Raw genomic sequence first — 18236 nt, 5'->3', positions numbered from 1 at the left:
GACGCGCCGCACCCGCCCAGAGCCAGTGAGACGACGATGCAAATCGAGACAGCGCCCCGTCTCATGAAAAACGAACGCCTGTGAGCTTTTCGGAAAGCTCCCAGAGCCGCGCGGACGCGGCCGCGTCTTTGGCTTGCCGAGGCACTCGCGCGGCTGCCGGCGCGCCCCGCGTCTCGCCCAGTCTGTCCGGACCGTAATAGCCTCCGGGTTCGGCGAGCGGAGACGTCGCCGCGAACAGCGTCGGCAGCGCCCCTTGAGCTGGCGATTGGAATAGGAACCAGAGGAAGGACCGAGCGAGGCCCTGCAAACTGCGAGGTCCGGCGCCGTTTGGAATCAACTCGGTGCGAGCGATGCCGGGGTGCGCAGCGATGCTCCTGATTCCCCATCCAGAGACATCGCTTCTGGTCTGAAGCGCGAACGCGAACATAAGGCACGCGAGCTTTGATTGACTGTAAACCCGCATGGGTCTGTACTCGCGTTCCGCCTGAAGATCGTCGAAGTCGACGACGCCGCTCCGGGCGGCCAGGCTCGAAACGTTGACGACGCGCGGCTCCTTGCCGTTGCGCAACAACGGAAGGAGCTGCGCCGTCAGCGCAAAGTGGCCAAGATAGTTGGTCCCGAACTGGAGCTCGAAGCCGTCGCTCGTCGCCTTCCGCAGCGGTGGCGCCATGACGGCGGCGTTGTTGATGAGCATGTCGAGGCTCGACCGTTGGGCTCGCATCCGAGAGCCAAAATCCTTCACCGATTTCAGGCTCGCGAGGTCAAGCTCTTCAAAGCGGATCTTGGCGTCGGGGAACGCCGTGCGGATCCGTGCAATGGCGCTCGAACCCTTCTCCAGGCTTCGGCCTGCAATGATGATCTCACAGCGGGCACGCGCCAATGCCAACGCGTCTTCAAAGCCAATTCCACCGGTTCCGGTGACGACGGCTGACCGCCCCAATTGAGAGGGCATATCTTTGATGGACCAATCCGGCATGGCTCCCCTGACTAAGCTGGGCACACGGCATATATATTACACTAAGTGTATTTTTTTATTGCACCATGTGCAATATTACAAGGCCGGCGCGGACTCAAGCCGCGCGACCTCTGGCCGCGGGCGCCGCGACCGGTTGAGAGTCGCGATCACATCGCAAAGGCAGCCTAAGTCACGGCAGGCACATCGCTTTTTTCTTGCACATTGTTTGCGCAGCGTGTAATATATTGCACTGGGTGCGATTTTTTGATGGGGCTTTCCTTGCCGGCAAAAGTAACAGCGGACGACAAAGTTGCGGAGGAGGGTCTTCGCGAGCGCAAACGACGTGAGACGCTGGCTCGGATCGCTGAAGCAGGTCTCAAGCTGTTCATGACGAATGGCTACGAAGAGACGACGCTCGAGGCGATCGCGGAGGCGGCAGGCATTTCGCGAAGGACGTTCTTTTATTACTTCAAGTCGAAAGAGGAAATCTTGCTTGCGTGGCAAAGCCATTTCACGCAGCTCATTAGAGTTGCGGTGATCGCCGAGCCTTCGGATCAATCTCCAATCGATACCGTCAAGAACGCTTTGCTGAAACTGACCGGCAACTACAATTCGGAGCAGAGTCTTGCCCTCGACCGGGTCATCCGCTCGAGCCCCGCGCTGATTTCCGCGAGTCACGCGAAGTATATCGCTCAGGAACAGGCGATATTCGAAGCCCTTTGCGTGAAATGGCCCCAGGCCAAGCGCCGGAAATCTCTTCGATATGTCGCCATGGTCGCCGTCGGAGCGCTTCGGCTGGCGATTGAGTCCTGGAGCAACGACAACGGCAGGCGACCGCCGGCAGCCTATCTCCGCGAATCCTTCGCGAATTTGCAGAGCGTTCTTTGAGCTATCGCTGCTGAGCATGTTGTCTTTCGCATTTCTGCTGCCTTGGGGGTTCGGAGCTGCACATCTGGTGTCCGGAAAGGGCAACGAGGCGATGGCTAGCAGCCTCGTTTTGATCGGGCGGGCCTTTTCAGCCCGGCACTCGGGCCACTGCTCGTCGGCTCGATCAGCGACGCCGCGACAAATGCGCAGATGCCGCACGGGCTCGCTATTGGATTGCTGATCGTCCCGGTCGCCAGCGCCGCCACCGGCATCGGTCCTGTTGTTTGCAAACCGCCGGATCGCTGCTTCGCTTCGGCGATCGTGAGCAGAAAATAAGCGCAACAATCGACTTGTTGCCAACACCAATCGGCAGGCTGGCCGGCGGCTGGGCCGGGCCACGAAATCGCCCAAATAATATTACACCAAGTGCAATATAAGTTGCGCTTGGTGCGAGATTTCTGAAATGACCGCTCTCGGGGCATCCCCACCGTCGTCCGCGGGGACGAGCAAGGAGTCATCGGATGACATGTGACACGCCGGATGGGACGGATATTGCAGCTCCGCAAGGGGAACGGGAGCGAGATGCCAAGCGGCCGTTTGCCAGCGGCAGGCGCGCGATCCATCACATCGGCTCCGACCACCTTCGGCCACGTGCGCGGGTGTGGTCGACCGAGGTGCCCGTAAGACGTGGAACGATTGTTCAACACCGAACGCGCGAGCGGCTCGATCGATCCCGGGGCTCCTACCGGCCGGCCGAGGCGTTGAAGTCCATTCGACCGCCGGATCCCGCGAAACACGAAGAAACCCACGTTGCTCCAATTTCCTCTCGTTTCGCCACACGCGTTGTGAAGGTCCTCCGATCTCCAATTCTCACGAATGTCGGGATCGCTGCTCTTCTGTACGTGATCTCATGCCACCCCTATATCGATCTGGCCGGCATCGTCTCAGGCAGCTTCGTTTGCCCCGGCGCGAAGCCAATATTGGTTGCGACGGTGGATTTCCTGCAAGAAGAGGTGACCCCCACGATACAAGCGTTCCTCTCGGGTCGACTGATGAGGTGGATCGGTCTTACTTTGCTGTTCGCCTTATTCCCCGCATTCAGCGTGCTTCGTAGCGGGACGATGGTGAGGATTCGCACGCTGGCCACGTCTGCGGCATCCCAGGTTCGGCGCCTCAGGCCATCACGCTGGCAGATGCCCATCACTGCGATATGCGGAGCCATCCGAGATACGTTCTCCCATAGCTTCGCACACCCGGCCAATCCGGAAGCGAACGACCAAAGAGGCCTGAATGACGCCCGAGGAATTCCGAAAACGAGGCCATGAGATCATCGACTGGCTGGCCGACTATCATGCCAAGATGTCCGACTATCCGGTCCAACCTGCGACACAGCCGGGCGACGTGAAAGCGATGCTTCCGGCCTCCCCGCCGGTAGAAGCTGAGGGGTTCGATGGGATCATCGCTGATCTTGATTCAGTGGTTCTTCCCAACATCTCGCATTGGCAACACCCGCGGTTCTTCGGCTACTTTCCCTCCAATTCACTTGGCTCCGGCATCCTTGGTGATCTGGTGAGCAGCGGACTTGGGGTGCTGGGCCTGTCCTGGCAATCATCGCCCGCGGTGACGGAGATTGAGGAGGTCACGGTCGACTGGTTCAGGCAGATGGTTGGCTTGTCTTCGGCCTGGTTCGGCGTGATCAACGACACTGCGTCGACAAGCACCTTGGTTGCTCTGCTCTGCGCCCGGGAGAAGACGACAAGCTTTTCGCTCGTCCGCCGGGGTCTGCAAGCGGAACTCAAGCCACTAACAATCTACACATCGGCGAGCGCTCATTCTTCCGTCGAAAAAGCGGCGCTGCTGGCGGGCTTCGGCCGTGAGAATGTCCGCATGGTCGATATCGACGCCAATTTCGCGATGCGTCCAGGGGCGCTCGAAGATGCGATCCTTGCGGATATCAAAGCCGGGTTCAAGCCATGCGCGATCGTCGCAGCAGTCGGCGGGACCGCGACCGTGTCCATTGATCCGGTCTCCGAGATCGCTGCCATCGCGCGGAGGCATGGTTTGTGGCTCCACATCGACGCTGCCATGGCCGGGAATGCGATGATCTTGCCCGAGCTACGGTGGATGTGGGAAGGCATCGAGGACGCAGACAGCGTGGTTATCAATGCGCATAAATGGCTCGGCGTCCCGTTCGATTGTTCGCTCTATTTCGTTCGCGACGAGCCTCACCTTCTCAGGGTGATGTCTGCCGATCCGAGCTTCCTCCAATCTCAGGCCGACGAGAAGGTGCGCAATCTGCGCAACACCGGCATTCCGCTCGGACGGAGATTCAGGGCGATGAAACTGTGGTTCGCCATACGGGAACAGGGCGTCTCCGGGTTGCAGGCGAGGTTGCGGCGCGACATTAGCCTGGCCCAAGATCTTCGGTCCAAAGTCGAAGCAACACCGGGCTGGGACGTCATCGCACCCGTCGTTCTGCAAACCGTATGTATCGTGAACCGCCCGAAGTCGGTGCCTTCCCATCATCTCGATGACTTCACGCGCGCATGGGCGCATGCGGTGAACGCCTCAGGCCAAGCCTATGTCACGCCCGCTACCGCGGCCGGGCACTGGATGGTTCGTGTCTCGATCGGCACGATATCCACCGAGGCGAGCGACATCGAGGCGGTATGGCACACGATCCAGGAAGCCGCTGCCGCGGCCGTCCCAAAATTTTCGTGAATGGGCGGACAGATAGGGGTGCATGGCCCCGCGGGCATCGCGAGATCGCGATGCCGCGGTTGGGTTGCAACTGAGGCGCGGAATCAGGCGGCAACTGCTTGCGCCCGGATCGTCGACTTCATGTCGCGGGCGAAGGCTCGCTGGCAGGTGGCGCGGCAGCCGGAGGCGATGGAGGCACCGCGCCTTTGTCGGTCCAACTTGGGGGAGCTCCAAGTCCTTGGCCGATGAGCCCGGCAATTCCCGGAGCTCTTCCGAACGCCTCGCACGCGGATTGCTTCGGCGCCCCACCCAGCAAAACGTGCAGGCTGTCCAGCGACGGCAGCGCCGGAGCCGCCCCGAATGGAGTACTGCCCGTGACGAGCAGTCTGCTGAAGTCGGCGGCAAATGCCGTGGAAAGATCGTATGCATCGCCGTCCGGCGATACGCGCGGCGAGCTCGTGAAAGAATTCGCCCCGCGGCCCCACACCATAGCCGCCTTCTGCTTCCCTCTTCTGTCCCTCGCCTCACCTTCGACCGAAAGGCTGCCAAGTCCCAACGGGATGCGCGGAACGGGTACCGGCACACCGGGTAGGAGTACAGTTTTCGCCACCCGCGCGACACCGGATGCGCCTGCCGCCGCAGGATCAGTCGCCGCCGCATGTGTGACGACGGCTTGAACGGTCAGATCGGCCTGATCCGCTGGGCCGACAATGTCGAACCGCTCGCTCAGTCCGAAGCACAGAGCGCGGTCGATGGCGTTGCCGATGATCTTGCGCTGCTCCGGCGAGAAGGAGACCTCCGCGGCCGCTTTGGTCGAAAAGCGGGTTTCTACCAACCGCACGGTCTTGGCGCCGAGAACGTCCTCCTTGTCGACGCGAACGATCGACTTCGTCAGAACACCGTCGGACGGCGTCAGACCATCATAACTGGCGAGCGAACCCGCCCTGTTCAGCGGCGCAGTCGCGCATCCGGCGGTCAGCAGACACAAGGCCGCTATGAGCGGGAAACGCTGCATCGGACTTCAGCGACGCAATGCAGATGCCGACCCGTCGATGTCTGCGGTCGCCTGACGTGCCCCAGCCGCAAGGAGAGGATAATTCCTCTGTTGTTCACCGGCTATGGCACGGCCCCTTTCGGCCGAGGTCGCACGCATATGGTCTTGCCGATCCGACTGTGCGGTCGCACCTGAGATCGGGATCGCGTTCGGCATTGTGGGCTGCGCGAGAATGTCCTGCCAGTCGAAGCTCCATTGCGCCAAACCTTTGGACTCCCCGGCAAATGCATAGTCCAGGAATGCAAGCGTTAGATCTCCGGTGGCCTCCTTGACCTTCGGATTCAGCCCTGGCCCTCCGGTCAGGGCGCGGTCCGTAAACATGCTATGGGATCCCCCTCGGAACATGACCAGGAGCTTGCGCCGATTGGCGATCGCCTCGAATATCGCGACTCGATCGCGTGCAGCCGAATAGAAGCCGGGAATTTTGATGACGTCCTGCGTCGCCGTCACGTGAAGCGTCGGCACGGCGATGTTGGCGAGCACGCTCGACAAATCCTTCTCACCGTAGAATGGTGGGGCGGAAATCACGATGGCTGCCTTGATGCGCCGGTCGCGGAAATCGAGCCAACGACCATCCCGAATGACCCGCGCACCCACCGTCAACAACGCGGTGTTCGCGCCATAGGAATGTCCGGCTACGACGATACGTCGCGTATCGATGAATCGGGCGTACGGACCGGTTGCAAACAGTAGCATTTGGTCGAGCGCAAAACGGAGATCTCTGACACGCGCCGCGGCTTCATCATCCCGGGTCGCCGCTTGCAGCCGCCCCACGAGCTCGAAGGGATTTCCACGCCAGAGAGAGGAATCGCTCCCGATATGCTGGACATGCAAACTCGCGATGCCGTGGGCGGCCCACCGGGCAGCGAGGTAGGTGTAGCCGTTTCGCGAACCGCCCATGCCGTGCGAGAAGATGATCAGTGGCACCCGGCCCGGCGATGCCTCAGTGGGCCAATACAAGCGAGCAGGAACTTCGCGACCTCGAGACGTATCTATCCAATCGAAGTCGACCGCACGAAAAGCCGCATGCTCTTGTTGCGCCTGAGCATTCTGTGCATTCGCACCTTCAGGCAGTGCCATCGCGACGGCACATGCCAATGCCATAGCAGCGAGCCAGCTTCTCATGACCATTACTCCTGCTATGTCCCCGCACTCGGCATCTACAGCACTGTGCCGAAGCCAATTCGGTAACAGTCCGCATTCTTTGTGTCAACAAAACTGCACTGGGTGCATTATTTTGACGCAGGCCACGCGGCATTCGGTAACGCGTGCGTGATCATCCGAGCATGCCAGCTCTCGTTTGCTCGAGGCTGCCTGTGACGCATGTCGAGCGCTCCAGATCGGAGAGCGCCTCCATTCGGACGAGACTGCGGATATCGAAAGCGATGCAATTTCAGTCCAGGCTGATGTTGCTTTCCTTGGCGATCCTTCTGAAGCTCGCCATATCCGATGACATCTGCTGAGTCACTTGCTCCGCGGGACGATACTGCGCCACCAGCCCGATCTCTTCCAGCTGCGCTCGCACGTCACTGTCCTGCATCACGGCTTGCAAGGCACCTGCAAGTTTCTCGACGATGACGGAGGGAGTACCCGCCGGCACATAGACAGCGTGCCACCAGGACGTTTCGTATCCTGCTACGCCGGCTTCAGCCACTGTTGGAAGATCGGGAAAACGGGGGTCTCGACGCTTGCCCGTCGTGGCGAAGGCTCGAACTTGTCCTTGGCCGACAAACGATTTGACCTCCGTTTGAGAGGTACAGCTCACAACGTTGGCGACAACCGCATGGATGCCGGGGGCATTGCCGCGAAACGGTATGTGCCGGATCTTGATGTCGGCCATCTTTGCAAAGAGCTCGGTACTGAAATGATTGCCGCCTCCGATCCCGGAATTCGCGAACGTGAGTTGATCGGGATTTTCCATTGCATATTTGATGAGCCCCGGCAGATCGGTAAACGGGACGCTCGAATTGCAAACCAGTACCGTGGCGAACCAGAAAGTCTGGCCAAGAGGGGTGAAGTCTTTCAGAGGATCGTAGTTGATGGTGCTGGCCAACGCGGGATAAAGCGCCTGCGTGATCGAAGTCCCGTACAGAAGGGTGTATCCGTCAGCCGACGCTCTCGCAACGGCGGCCGCGCCAAGGCGGCCTCCAGCACCAACGATGTTTTCGACAAAGACCGAACGACCGAGAGCCGATGTCAATTTGTGGGCAACCGAACGCGCTGCCACGTCCGCGCTACTTCCTGCTGAAGCGGGAACGACGAGCCGGATCGGCCTGACTGGATAGTCCGCCGCTGCAGCAGCAGCGCTCCCTAAAACGGAGGCAGTCAGGCCGAGGACCAGACCCATGAAGCGGTTGGACATAGGAGACACCATGATCCCGTACCAGATATCGGAAGCCGAAACGCCCGCCCTATTTCCCGCGTTGGCTTGCGGGAAATCAGCGGACGCGCGCTCTAGCGCACTCGCTCCCAAATGATGACGACCTTGGTGCCCTCCGGCCGCTGAAAGTTCTCGATCATTCGGTCTCCGTTTACATCGAGCCTCAGATCCTTTCGCGTGCGCTCGCTACCGACCCAGTTTGGAAATGTCGAGCCTTCAACCCGATTGCCGCTGAAGACGCCATTCTCATCGACCGTGTACGTGCCGAAGAATCCGATGCTGCTCGCCATTGCAGCCCGGTTCTCTTCGTCGGTGCCGCCACCTCGCACGTTGGAAGCGAACTTCGGGATCGAAGCGTCGGTCAGAACTTCGATGAAGTGCATGTCTTCGGTGAAGACCAGAAGGCTATTTGGCTTCGCTCCGTAGGCCGGGACATTCCGACCATCCGGATCGAGTTGAGCTGAAGCCATGCGCCAGGTGCCCAGCACCTGATTGAGCGGTCGTGCTTCGGCAGTGCCGACAGCAAGGGCAAATGTGGCCGCGAAGACGCGGGCTGCAAGTCCGAGGCTCTTCATGAAGGCTCCATCTTTCACAGGTCCTTAGTCGTTTGATCGTCGCTCTGCGAGGTAGTTGGTCTCAACTACCCCTGCTGCGTTCGCCATGGCGTCAAGCCGCCACCGACGAGATGACGAGGTCCGACAGCCTCTGCGACCGTTTTCTCGATCTGTACAATTGAGGATATCCGACGACCAAATGAACGAACGTGAGCTCTCTTTCCGGGTCGACCCAGAAGAGTTGGCCACCAAAACCAGAACCGCCAAAAGTCCTTGGCGAACTCAGGGTGCCCATGCTTGCGAGAAATATTCCTTCGCCGCGCACATAGAACGAGAGCCCGATGTTCGCGGGGAACGGCTCGGTATAGTTGTTCTCGGCGGAGGCCTTGTACAGGCCGCTCAGCTTGTCGCCCGTCTGGATGGTCGTCGCCGCGCTTACTATCGCAGGAGAAAGCAGTCTCACACCGTCGAGTTTTCCGCCGAACCGAAACATTTCCGCGAAGCGAAACTGATCGTAAGCCGTCGACACAGCTCCACCGGCCGGAAACTCCACCGTGGTGCATATCTCGGCGATGCTCTCAATGTCGCGCTGAGGTATGGTCTCCTTGGAGTCATCGCGCATGGCGATCGGAGCCGTTCGCTTGCTGAGATCGTCTCGCCCCCTCAGCGTCAGGGCGGTATCGTTCATGCCCAGCGGCTGAAGCAGCTCCTCGGCCATCAGCTGGGTTAGCGACCGCTTGCCGCCGTCGATCCTTTTCACGACTTCGCCCAGAACGGCATGCGCCGCTCCAGCATGATAGTTCGCCACGCCTTGCGGAGCGGGCTCGTGCGGAAGCTGGCAGATTTTCGCAACGTATGCTTCGTTGCCTTGGCTGTAGTCTTCGACCGGATGCTGCATGGGCAGCCCGGCCTGATGGCTCAACACGTCGCGAATCGTGACGTGCTCCTTCCCTTTTTGTCCGAACTCGGGGATGACCTCGGCAACCCGAGACGTCAACGTCACCTGGCCGCGATCGATGAAACGGAACACGAGCGCTGCGGTCAGTTGCTTGGTCAATGACATGACAGGCAAGACGTCGTCCGTCTTTGCCGTGCGGCTCTTTGCTCTATCGGAATATCCAATGGCCTCGTGCATCACGACGCGGCCCCGTCGCGCGACCAGGACGACCGACCCGTCCGACAGGCCGTCATCGATGTCCCGCTCGATGGATTGTCGCAGGAGCGCAAGCTTGTCCCCATCGAGGCCCATTTCGGCCGGTGAGGCTTGGATCTTATCCATGGTGTTTCCTCGGCACGCAGATCCCAACAATCTTTCCGACCGGCTATCGACACGGCCACGTTTTAGATTTAGATTCTAATTCTATTTTTGTCAAGACGAGTGTTTGCTCGGCGGTAGGGCTTGGCGCTAGAAATCGGGAACTGAACTGGGGATGCTCTCCGTGGCCAAAAAGACGACCAAGTCGCCTCCGGCGCCGATTGAAACCGACGACCTGAACTGGATCAGAAAGCTGGATCGCGTCAACGCTCCAAAGCAAGCGCGGAGCGAGCAACGATTGAAGGACATCGTTCGTGCCTTGGACGACCTTCTCGACGGACGCTCCTTCGAGGAGATTACCATTCCACAGATCGCGGCGCAGGCCGGATGCGTTCCCGCCTCGATCTATGCCCGTTTCAAGGACAAGACGAGCATCCTGGTCGCCTTGCACGAGTCCTTCAGAGACCAGCAAATTGCGCGAATCGACGAGGGCCTCCGACTCGAGCGTCACGAGAATCTTTCGCTGGAGGAGTCGGTGCGCACATTCGTTCGCAACCTGGTCAAACACTATGCGCGCCGAAAGAATCTGCTTCGGCCCACATTGCTGCTGAACGACCGCGAGATCTACGACCGAGCCGCAGAGCTCACTCGTCATGTCTCCTTGCGCTTCGCGGCCATCGTTCGGCGGAAGCCCGGCCGGACCGACGAGGACATCGACGCGAAAGTCGACCTGGGAGTTCGGTGCGTCTTCGGATTGCTGCAGCAGAGATTGATCTTCCAGCATGCCCTGACCGGCAGATACTCACCGACAAACGACAACGATATGGTCACCGAACTGGTTTTCGTATTCCTCAGCATCCTGTCGGGACGACGAAAGCCCGCGCGCTCCTCCGACGCCTAGAATTGGCAACCGGCATTCGATGCAGTTCTTTTGCGCGCAAACCCAGGAAGCTTGAGATGAGTGGAAAGGTCACCATTATCACCGGATCTTCGCGGGGCATCGGTAGGCAGCTGGCGCTCGATTGCGCGCTCGCCGGCAATCCGGTGATCGTCAACTATGTCAGCAGCAAAGCAGCCGCGGATCAGATCGTTCAAACAATCGCCGATGCAGGTGGACGTGCGTTCGCCGTCCGGGCGGACGTAAGCGACGGCGTCCAGGCCGACCATTTGATAGCGGCTGCCATCGAGAAGTTCGGCAAGTTGGACTGCGTCATCAACAATGCTGGAGTAGGCAACCGGATCGGGCTCTCGCAGCTGGATGGCGCAACCTTCAACGCCACGCTGGCGACAAATCTGACCTCCGCTTTTCTCGTGTCACAGGCAGCCATACAGCATATGAAGGAGCGGGGTGGCCGTCTCATCTTCATGTCGTCCGGCGCGGCTCGGACCGGCGGCGTTATCTCCGCGGCCTATGCGGCTTCGAAGGCCGGCCTGGAAGGCCTCATGCACTATTACGCCACTTACCTGAGATCGTACCGAATCACGGCGAACGCGATCGCTCCATCCCTGATCGCGACCGACATGATAGGTGAGATGCACGTACATGCGACGGATCAGCTGCCGCTTGGCCGCTTGGGCCGGCCCGACGAGATATGGCCGGCGGTTCGTATGATCATGGAAACGGAATATTTGACCGGCCAGACCATCCACATTGATGCCGGCAGATATATGACGTGAGACTACGACCTTGGAGAGCGACGGCAAGTCGGCCGCAGCTCTCATCTCCACGCCCGTCCGCGGTCTACTTCGCCTTCTCCTGCCAGCCACTCCCGGCCCTCGCCATAGAGCTTCTCGACCTCGGGCCCGATCAGGCCCGGCATGTCGCGCTTCACCTTGTAGCCGATCAGCTCCTGCATGTAGGCGAGGTGGCGGTAGCCCTCGGGGAGTGCAGCCAGCGCTGTCTGGTCGAGGCGGAGCGTCGCGGCGGGATCGACCGGGTCGATCCGATCCTTCTCGTAGATGGGCTGGCGGCGGACGATGCCCCATTTGCCGATACCTGATGGGTCGTCCCGCTTCTCCAGGAAATCGTAGAATCGTCCGGTGCAGACGACGTCGCAGAGCACGTCGTGCACGAGGCCACGCTGCGAGATGGTCATCTTGGTCTGCGCGATCGCTCGCGCACCCGCAAGATCGATGCTGGTGCCGCCGAGGAAATGCAGGATGCGCACGCCCCTGGCAAAACCCTCCTGGCTGACGCGCATGAAATCCCGCGCCGGCCCCTGAAACCAGGTCGCGGACATCCAGCCTTCTTCGTGCCAGACCGTGGCAAAGCGCTCCCAGTCGCCGGCATCGCGCCACACCGCCCAGTTCTCGACGAGATCGCGGATGGCGAGGCGGTCGAGGAGTTGATGGTGCATGGTCCGTATCCTTCCGGCGGCTTGGGGCTGCGATGGACGTCATCGGCCCGGCGTATCAACGGGGCAATTTGGACGGCGTCAAGCGGCCGGACGCGGTCGTTCACCACCCTAGACCGGAGCAAACGCGATGCGAGCAACGAATCTTGCAATCAACCAACCGGCGATTAATATCCGGGATCATGCAGATGAAAATTCCCTTGCTGGCCGCATTTCTCGGATTCCTTGCGGCTTTCCCGGTGTACGCACAGACTGAAACGCAGAGCGATAGTGCCCAGGCCTGGAAGGCGAGGCTGTCAGCACACATCGCCAAGAGCAGATTATTTCCAGCGCAGGCACTGGGGCAGACCGGTGAGGCCAAGGTGGGCTTCGTCATCGACCGGTTCGGCAAATTGGTCTCGCGGGGACTTGCTGCGAGCAGCGGCTCGCGACTGCTCGACGATGCTGCGCTGGAGATCCTCGCCCGCTCCCAGCCGTTTCCCGAGCCACCTTCGGAGCTGAAGGAAGAGACTTTCCATTTCTTGGTGCCAATTGTCTTCGCGGGCCGTCAATTCCAGGTGCCGACCAACGGTCTGGTGCTGAGCACACCCGCTTCCGGCTTCGCAGAGTCCGAGGCCATGACCGCTTGGCGCAAGGAAATCACCGAGCATGTCTGGCGCAACAGGGTATTTCCACCGCAGGCGATCGGGCGAAGGGCTGATGCCGGCGTCACCTTCGTGGTCGATCGCTCGGGCAAATTGATCTCAAGCGCTTTGGTGGAAAGCACGGGCTTCGCGCCGCTGGACGCCGCGACGTTGGCGATGGTCGAGCGATCCGTGCCGTTCCCGAAACCGCCCGCCGAGGCAAAGGACGACCTGCAGAGAATAACCGTCCTCGTAGCTTTCGACGGGACGCAGCCTAACCTGGCGCCGTCGCCGCAAGGAGAGAAATTGCTTCAATCCTGGATCGGGGCCAGACCAAGCTGAGTGCGAAATCCCCCGCGCCAGATGATACAAAACTGAACTCGATGCTTCGCGGCATCTGCCGCGGCTGCTGAGGCAGGGCAGGACGACGCTCCGCCGCCACATATGTGAACGGCGCGCCTTGCGACGCGCCGCCCTCGTGTTCGATAGGTCTTCCTTACGCCGCAGGCGCTTTGGGCGTGCGATTGCGCGAGTTGCGCTGGAAGAACAGGGCCTGGCTCGCCACCGCCGATACCATCGCGGGCTGGAACGGCTTTGAGATCAGGAACGCCGGCTCGGGACGCTCGCCGGTGAGGAAACGCTCCGGATAGGCCGTGATGAACACCACCGGCACCTCGAAAGTGCGCAGCAGCTCGTTGACGGCGTCCAGGCCCGACGAGCCGTCGGCAAGCTGGATATCGGCGAGAATCAGGCCGGGCCGCTTGTTCTTGGCCAGCGCCACCGCGTCGGCATGGGTGCGCGCGACGCCGACGACGTTGTGGCCGAGATTCTTCACCAGGCTCTCGAGGTCCATGGCGATGAAGGTCTCGTCCTCGATGATCAGCACGTCGGTGGCGATCTCGGCGGCCATCTCGCGTCCGGCCGCATCCGCAAGACGGCGCGTCTCGGCGACGTCGGTGCCGAGAATGAAGGCGACTTCCTCTTCCGAAAAGCCCTCGAGCGAGAGCAGCAGGAAGGCCTGGCGCGGCAGCGGGGTGATGTTCGACAGCCGCCGTTCCGGCGGCATCGGCAGGGTCGTCACCTCGGCATCGTCGTTGATCGAGACCGAATTCCAGATCTGGGTGAACAGCCGGAACAGGCCGGCCCGGGGCCCATGGTTCTCGTCGAGTACCGACGGATCGCCCAGCATGGCTTCCAACATGGCGGCGACATAGGCGTCACCGGAGGCCTGGCTGCCTGTCAGAGCCCGCGCGTACCGGCGCAACAACGGCAAGTGTTCAGCAACTACCTGTGAACGGGACATCCCCACTCCATTCGTCTTCGGGCCAACCTTGAGGTCCAATCCTGAGGTCAGGCATCACGCGGGGGGCCCAGGTTCCCCTGCTGGGCTGTCTACGCCTCACGACAACAAAAGTTCCGCCGAGCTGGGAACTTTTTGGCGCAGCTGGAATTGTGCCTATCCAGGGAACGGCTCCCGGTTGAGAAAACTTCTCGATTTTACAGTCACTTAACTCGGGGAAACGTGGAACAGGTCATGAAAGATCTCAAGTCTCAAGCCAGCAGAAGCACGACCCCCGGCAAGGGAGGCCTGACTCCGGAGATTCAATCCCGGATCGGGCACCAGTTGCGCGCCATGTACGACGATGTCGTACGACAGGGGGTTCCGGATCGGTTCGCAGAACTGATCAAGAAGCTTGATGCACCGGGAGCGTCACCCCACGTGGAAAATGAGGGCGGATCCAACGACAACAACAATGGGAGGGATTAATGCCTCTCACGGACTCCCTGCGTAACGACATCTTGGCGGCCGTGCCCAGTCTGCGCGCCTTCGCCATCTCGCTCAGCGGCAATGCGGACCGCGCCGACGATTTGGTCCAGGAGACGCTGCTGCGCGCGCTCGCCAACATCGACTCGTTCCAGCCCGGCTCCAACCTGCCGGCCTGGCTATTCACGATCCTGCGCAACCTGTTCCGGTCCGACTATCGCAAGCGGCGGCGCGAGGTCGAAGATGCCGAGGGCAATTACGCCAAGACGCTGAAGACCCAGCCCTCGCAGAATGCGCACCTCGAATTCGAGGAGTTTCGCACCGCGCTCGACAAGCTTCCGCAGGATCAGCGTGAGGCCTTGATCCTGGTCGGCGCGTCCGGCTTCTCCTATGAGGACGCGGCCTCGATCTGCGGCTGCGCAGTCGGCACCATCAAGAGCCGCGTGAACCGCGCGCGCTCGAAGCTCGCCGCGCTGCTCTATGTCGACGGCGCCGAGGATTTTGGGCCTGACGAGACCGTACGGGCCGTGATCGGCGGCAGCGGCGGCTGACCGCCGCCGTCAATCGCACCGGAACAAGACGAAGACGGCCGGTTTCACGGCTGTCTTCGCGCGCGTCTGACGCCGATGCGTCCGGCTCACGTCGCGATCACACATCCACGAAGGTTGCGGTCTCGGCCACGCTCGCCCGCGAAGTGCGGTAGCTGTTGACCTTGTGCGCATGGTCCGCATAGCCGAACGAGATCCCGCAGACGACGCGGCGGTCATCGGGCAGATCGAAGTGGCGGCGGATCAGGCCGGAATGCCGCGCCAGCGCGGCCTGCGGAATGGTGCCGAGCCCGAGCGCCTGCGCCGCCAGCACGAAGTTGGAGACATAGGCACCGCAATCGATCGCACCGTAGATACCGAGCGGCTCGTTGGTGTGGATGATGGCGACATGCGGTGCGCCGAAGAAATTGTAGTTCTCCAGCGCCTGCTTGGCATAGGCCGCCTTGTCGCCGCGGGCGATGCCGAGCGTGTTGTAGAGTTGGAAGCCGCTCTCGCGGCGACGATCGAGATAGACCCCGACATATTCGCGCGGTGGCGTGAAGTCGTAGTCATCGCCGAGGCCCTTCGAGGCCTCCGCGTAGATCGCCTTGCGAAAGCGCTCCTTGGCCTCGCCGCTGGCGATGATGACCTGCCAGGGCTGGCTGTTGCACCAGGATGCCGTGCGCTGCGCGGTCGCCAGCACATGCTCGATGGTGGCGCGATCGACCTCCTTGGGGAGAAATGCGCGAACGGAGTAGCGCTCGTTGAGGAGCTCTTCGAGCTCCCCGATGCGGTCGTTCTGTCTCACTTGTGCGTCCATCACTCAGCTCGCCTTATTCTTCTGGTTGGCAGAGGCGCCAAGCGCCGTCCCACCGCCATACTTACCTCGATGCACCTGCATATGGTAGGCATGCTTTGTTCTGCCCACCCAGCGCGAGCGGTGACCGTGACGACTACTTGGTCAGCAGGGCATAGGCGCCGGTCCAGCCCTCCGGCGGAGGATCGATCTGGAAATCCTTGATTCGCGCCTCGTAAAGCCTGAACAGCTTCTCCAGCGTGTCGGCGTCCTCGCTTTTGCGGCCGCGCTCGATGGCATCCAGTGCGCCCTGCCAGTCGCGGCTGCGGTAGCAGCCGAGCATCTCGATGGTGATGTTGCGCAGGCGCTGGAACGCGGCCGAATGCATCACGTCCTCGCGGCCGGCGATGGCGTAGATCACTTCCGGCTCGGTCTTGCCCTTGACCATGATGAAGTCGAGCTCGAGGATCGCGAATTTCTCCTTGGCGGCGAGTGCCGTGCGTGAGCCCACGATGATCGGAAATCCGTATGCCTTCGACTGGCCCTCGAGGCGCGAGGCCAGGTTGACGCTGTCGCCGAGCACCGAATAGTTCTTCTTCAGGTCGGACCCCATGTTGCCGACCACGCCGATGCCGGTGTTGAGACCGATGCCGACATTGAGCGGGATGTAGACGTGGCCGCCATCGGCAGCCTCCTGCTCGCGCTCCTTGTTGACCTCGTCGATCTGCTCGAGCATCTGGATCGCGGCTTCGCAGGCGTTGATCTCGTGCTCGGCGTCGTCGAGCGGCGCGTTCCAGAACGCCATGATGGCGTCGCCCATGTACTTGTCGATGTAACCCTTGCGCTCGATGATGACGTCGGTCAGCGGCGTCAGGAAGCGGTTCATCAGCGCGATCAGCCCTTGCGGATCGTGCTTGTAGCTCTCCGAGATCGTGGTGAAGCCGCGCACGTCGGAGAACATGATCGTCATCTCGCGCTCCTCGCCGCCGAGCACGAGCTTCTCCGGCGACTGCGCCAGCTGCTCGACCAGCACCGGCGACATGTATTGCGCGAATTGCCCGCGGATCTGCACGCGCTGGCGCTGCTCGCGCACGAAGCTGGCGAAGATCAGCGTCAGGTAGACTGCGGTCGTCGACAGCAGCGGATAGGTGAAGTCGATGAGCTGGCGGTGCTGCGCGTAGAAGAACCAGGACACGCCGACCAGGATGGTGGCGAAGGTCGCCCCCGCTAGCACGAGGCGCACCGGTCCGAGATTCGGCGTGAAAATGATGACGAGCAGGCCGATGACCAGCGCCGTAATCAGCTCGAAGTCGAGCGCGTAGTTCGGCTGCGAGATCACCGCGCGGCTCAGCACGCCCTCCAGCACCTGGGCATGGATCTCGACACCCGGCATGGCGCGGGACACCGGCGTGGTCTTGATGTCGTTCAAGCCGCCCGCGGAGGTGCCGACCAGCACCAGCTTGCCGGCAAACCTCGTGGGCGGCACCGCATTGTCGAGCACGTCGACCGCGGAGACGTAGATCGAAGGATCCCGGCGGGCATAGTGCACCCAGAGCTGACCGTTCTTGTCGGTCGGAACCTCCAAACCCTTGAGGCGGATCGACTTGATGCCCGTCTTGTCGGCACGGATCAGCAGGGTCGGCGTGCCCGTGACGACGCGCAGGATCTCGAGGCTGAGCGAGGGCATGATGTTGCCCTGGGCGCGCATGATCATCGGCACGCGGCGGATCAATCCGTCACGCTCGGTCCGGATCGAGAATAGGCCGCGGCCGGCCGCGGCCCTCTCGATGACCGGCACATTGCGGAGCAGGCCGGGGAATTCGAACAGGAAACGCTCGGCCCCGTCTTCCCCCACCGTGGCCACCCCCGTGAACGGCAGCGACTTGTCGAGCTCGGACAAGACCTCCGGAAGCCCGGTCTCGCCCAGCACGACGAGCGAGCGCTTGATCGCGTCGGCGAGGATCTGATCGTTGCTCGGCAGCTCACGCAGCTTGGCGCGGGTCGCGTCGTCGAGATAGCGCATCTGGCTCGCGACCTGATCCGGGTTGAGCCGGTCGGCTTCGGAGAAGACCACGTCGAAGCCGATCGCCACCGCGCCGCTGTTGGTGAGGTTCTGGACCATGTCGGCGATGCGCGAGCGCGGCCAGGGCCACTGGCCGAGCCTGGCGAGGCTCTTGTCGTCGATATCGACGATGACGACCGGCCGCGCCGCCTTCTCGCGCGGATCGATCAATTGAAACATGTCGAAGGTGCGCAGCCGCAATTCCTGGATCGGCGGCGGATCCCACAGGCGCGCGCCCGCGAACAAGACCAGCAACGCAAGGCAGATCAGCCGCGCAAGGCCGAACTTCCGCGCAAACCACCGCCGCAGGATCTTGAGACGTTTCATGGTGATTGGATAGCACG

17 protein-coding genes are annotated in these 18236 nt (G+C 61.5%); 7 read left to right on the top strand and 10 right to left on the bottom strand.

What is annotated here, in order from left to right:
- Positions 1-61: 61 nt before the first annotated feature.
- Positions 62-976, bottom strand: coding sequence for an SDR family oxidoreductase (locus P0R31_RS17875; RefSeq protein ID WP_275515212.1), 915 nt, complete (start codon positions 974-976; stop codon positions 62-64).
- Positions 977-1222: 246 nt separating this feature from the next.
- Between P0R31_RS17875 and P0R31_RS17870 the strand changes: the two genes are divergently transcribed.
- Together P0R31_RS17870 and P0R31_RS17865 are read left to right on the top strand one after the other, a co-directional pair.
- Positions 1223-1843, top strand: coding sequence for a TetR/AcrR family transcriptional regulator (locus P0R31_RS17870; RefSeq protein WP_275515211.1), 621 nt, complete (start codon positions 1223-1225; stop codon positions 1841-1843).
- Positions 1844-3112: 1269 nt separating this feature from the next.
- A complete protein-coding gene (locus P0R31_RS17865) occupies positions 3113-4543 on the top strand; it encodes a pyridoxal phosphate-dependent decarboxylase family protein (protein WP_275515210.1) in 1431 nt (476 codons plus the stop codon).
- Between the two features lie 118 nt (positions 4544-4661).
- Here P0R31_RS17865 and P0R31_RS17860 read toward each other — a convergent pair whose 3' ends face one another.
- The 5 genes from P0R31_RS17860 to P0R31_RS17840 form a co-directional block, all read right to left on the bottom strand.
- The gene (locus P0R31_RS17860; protein WP_275515208.1) at positions 4662-5537 is read right to left on the bottom strand and encodes a DUF3313 domain-containing protein; all 876 of its coding nucleotides are present in this window, start codon (positions 5535-5537) and stop codon (positions 4662-4664) included.
- Positions 5538-5543: 6 nt separating this feature from the next.
- Entirely contained in the window at positions 5544-6701 is a 1158-nt protein-coding gene (locus P0R31_RS17855; protein ID WP_275515207.1) for an alpha/beta hydrolase family protein, read from the bottom strand.
- Between the two features lie 268 nt (positions 6702-6969).
- The gene (locus P0R31_RS17850) at positions 6970-7938 is read right to left on the bottom strand and encodes a Bug family tripartite tricarboxylate transporter substrate binding protein (RefSeq protein WP_275515205.1); all 969 of its coding nucleotides are present in this window, start codon (positions 7936-7938) and stop codon (positions 6970-6972) included.
- Positions 7939-8030: 92 nt separating this feature from the next.
- Positions 8031-8531 (bottom strand): lipocalin-like domain-containing protein, encoded by a 501-nt coding sequence (locus P0R31_RS17845; protein ID WP_275515204.1) that lies wholly within the window; start codon positions 8529-8531, stop codon positions 8031-8033.
- Positions 8532-8622: 91 nt separating this feature from the next.
- A complete protein-coding gene (locus P0R31_RS17840; RefSeq protein WP_275515203.1) occupies positions 8623-9789 on the bottom strand; it encodes a serine hydrolase domain-containing protein in 1167 nt (388 codons plus the stop codon).
- Positions 9790-9949: 160 nt separating this feature from the next.
- Between P0R31_RS17840 and P0R31_RS17835 the strand changes: the two genes are divergently transcribed.
- Both P0R31_RS17835 and P0R31_RS17830 read left to right on the top strand, forming a co-directional pair.
- The gene (locus P0R31_RS17835; protein WP_275515202.1) at positions 9950-10666 is read left to right on the top strand and encodes a TetR/AcrR family transcriptional regulator; all 717 of its coding nucleotides are present in this window, start codon (positions 9950-9952) and stop codon (positions 10664-10666) included.
- A gap of 56 nt (positions 10667-10722) precedes the next feature.
- Positions 10723-11442, top strand: coding sequence for an SDR family NAD(P)-dependent oxidoreductase (locus tag P0R31_RS17830; protein WP_275515201.1), 720 nt, complete (start codon positions 10723-10725; stop codon positions 11440-11442).
- 41 nt (positions 11443-11483) lie between these two features.
- On the opposite strand, the gene P0R31_RS17825 is transcribed toward P0R31_RS17830, so the two are convergent.
- The gene (locus P0R31_RS17825; RefSeq protein WP_275515199.1) at positions 11484-12122 is read right to left on the bottom strand and encodes a nuclear transport factor 2 family protein; all 639 of its coding nucleotides are present in this window, start codon (positions 12120-12122) and stop codon (positions 11484-11486) included.
- Positions 12123-12154: 32 nt separating this feature from the next.
- Between P0R31_RS17825 and P0R31_RS17820 the strand changes: the two genes are divergently transcribed.
- Positions 12155-13084, top strand: coding sequence for an energy transducer TonB family protein (locus P0R31_RS17820; protein WP_275515197.1), 930 nt, complete (start codon positions 12155-12157; stop codon positions 13082-13084).
- Positions 13085-13238: 154 nt separating this feature from the next.
- Here the strand turns inward: P0R31_RS17820 and P0R31_RS17815 are convergent, their stop codons facing one another.
- Positions 13239-14045 (bottom strand): response regulator, encoded by an 807-nt coding sequence (locus P0R31_RS17815; protein ID WP_035997648.1) that lies wholly within the window; start codon positions 14043-14045, stop codon positions 13239-13241.
- A gap of 231 nt (positions 14046-14276) precedes the next feature.
- Here P0R31_RS17815 and P0R31_RS17810 point away from each other — a divergent pair, with 231 nt between their 5' ends.
- Both P0R31_RS17810 and P0R31_RS17805 read left to right on the top strand, forming a co-directional pair.
- Positions 14277-14510, top strand: coding sequence for a NepR family anti-sigma factor (locus P0R31_RS17810; protein ID WP_025032292.1), 234 nt, complete (start codon positions 14277-14279; stop codon positions 14508-14510).
- Positions 14510-15058 carry a sigma-70 family RNA polymerase sigma factor gene (locus tag P0R31_RS17805; RefSeq protein WP_018316216.1) on the top strand — a complete coding sequence of 183 codons (549 nt, stop codon included), beginning with the start codon at positions 14510-14512 and terminating at the stop codon, positions 15056-15058. Before P0R31_RS17810 ends, P0R31_RS17805 begins: the two co-directional genes overlap by 1 nt.
- Positions 15059-15155: 97 nt before the next feature.
- On the opposite strand, the gene P0R31_RS17800 is transcribed toward P0R31_RS17805, so the two are convergent.
- The gene (locus P0R31_RS17800) at positions 15156-15854 is read right to left on the bottom strand and encodes a nitroreductase (RefSeq protein WP_275515195.1); all 699 of its coding nucleotides are present in this window, start codon (positions 15852-15854) and stop codon (positions 15156-15158) included.
- A gap of 133 nt (positions 15855-15987) precedes the next feature.
- On the bottom strand, positions 15988-18219 hold the full coding sequence (locus P0R31_RS17795; protein ID WP_275515194.1) for a CHASE2 domain-containing protein: 2232 nt from the start codon (positions 18217-18219) through the stop codon (positions 15988-15990).
- Between the last annotated feature and the right edge of the window lie 17 nt (positions 18220-18236).

The organism is Bradyrhizobium yuanmingense, from assembly GCF_029167105.1.
GTDB lineage: Bacteria > Pseudomonadota > Alphaproteobacteria > Rhizobiales > Xanthobacteraceae > Bradyrhizobium > Bradyrhizobium yuanmingense_A.
This window is presented reverse-complemented; position numbering and strand designations above follow the sequence as displayed.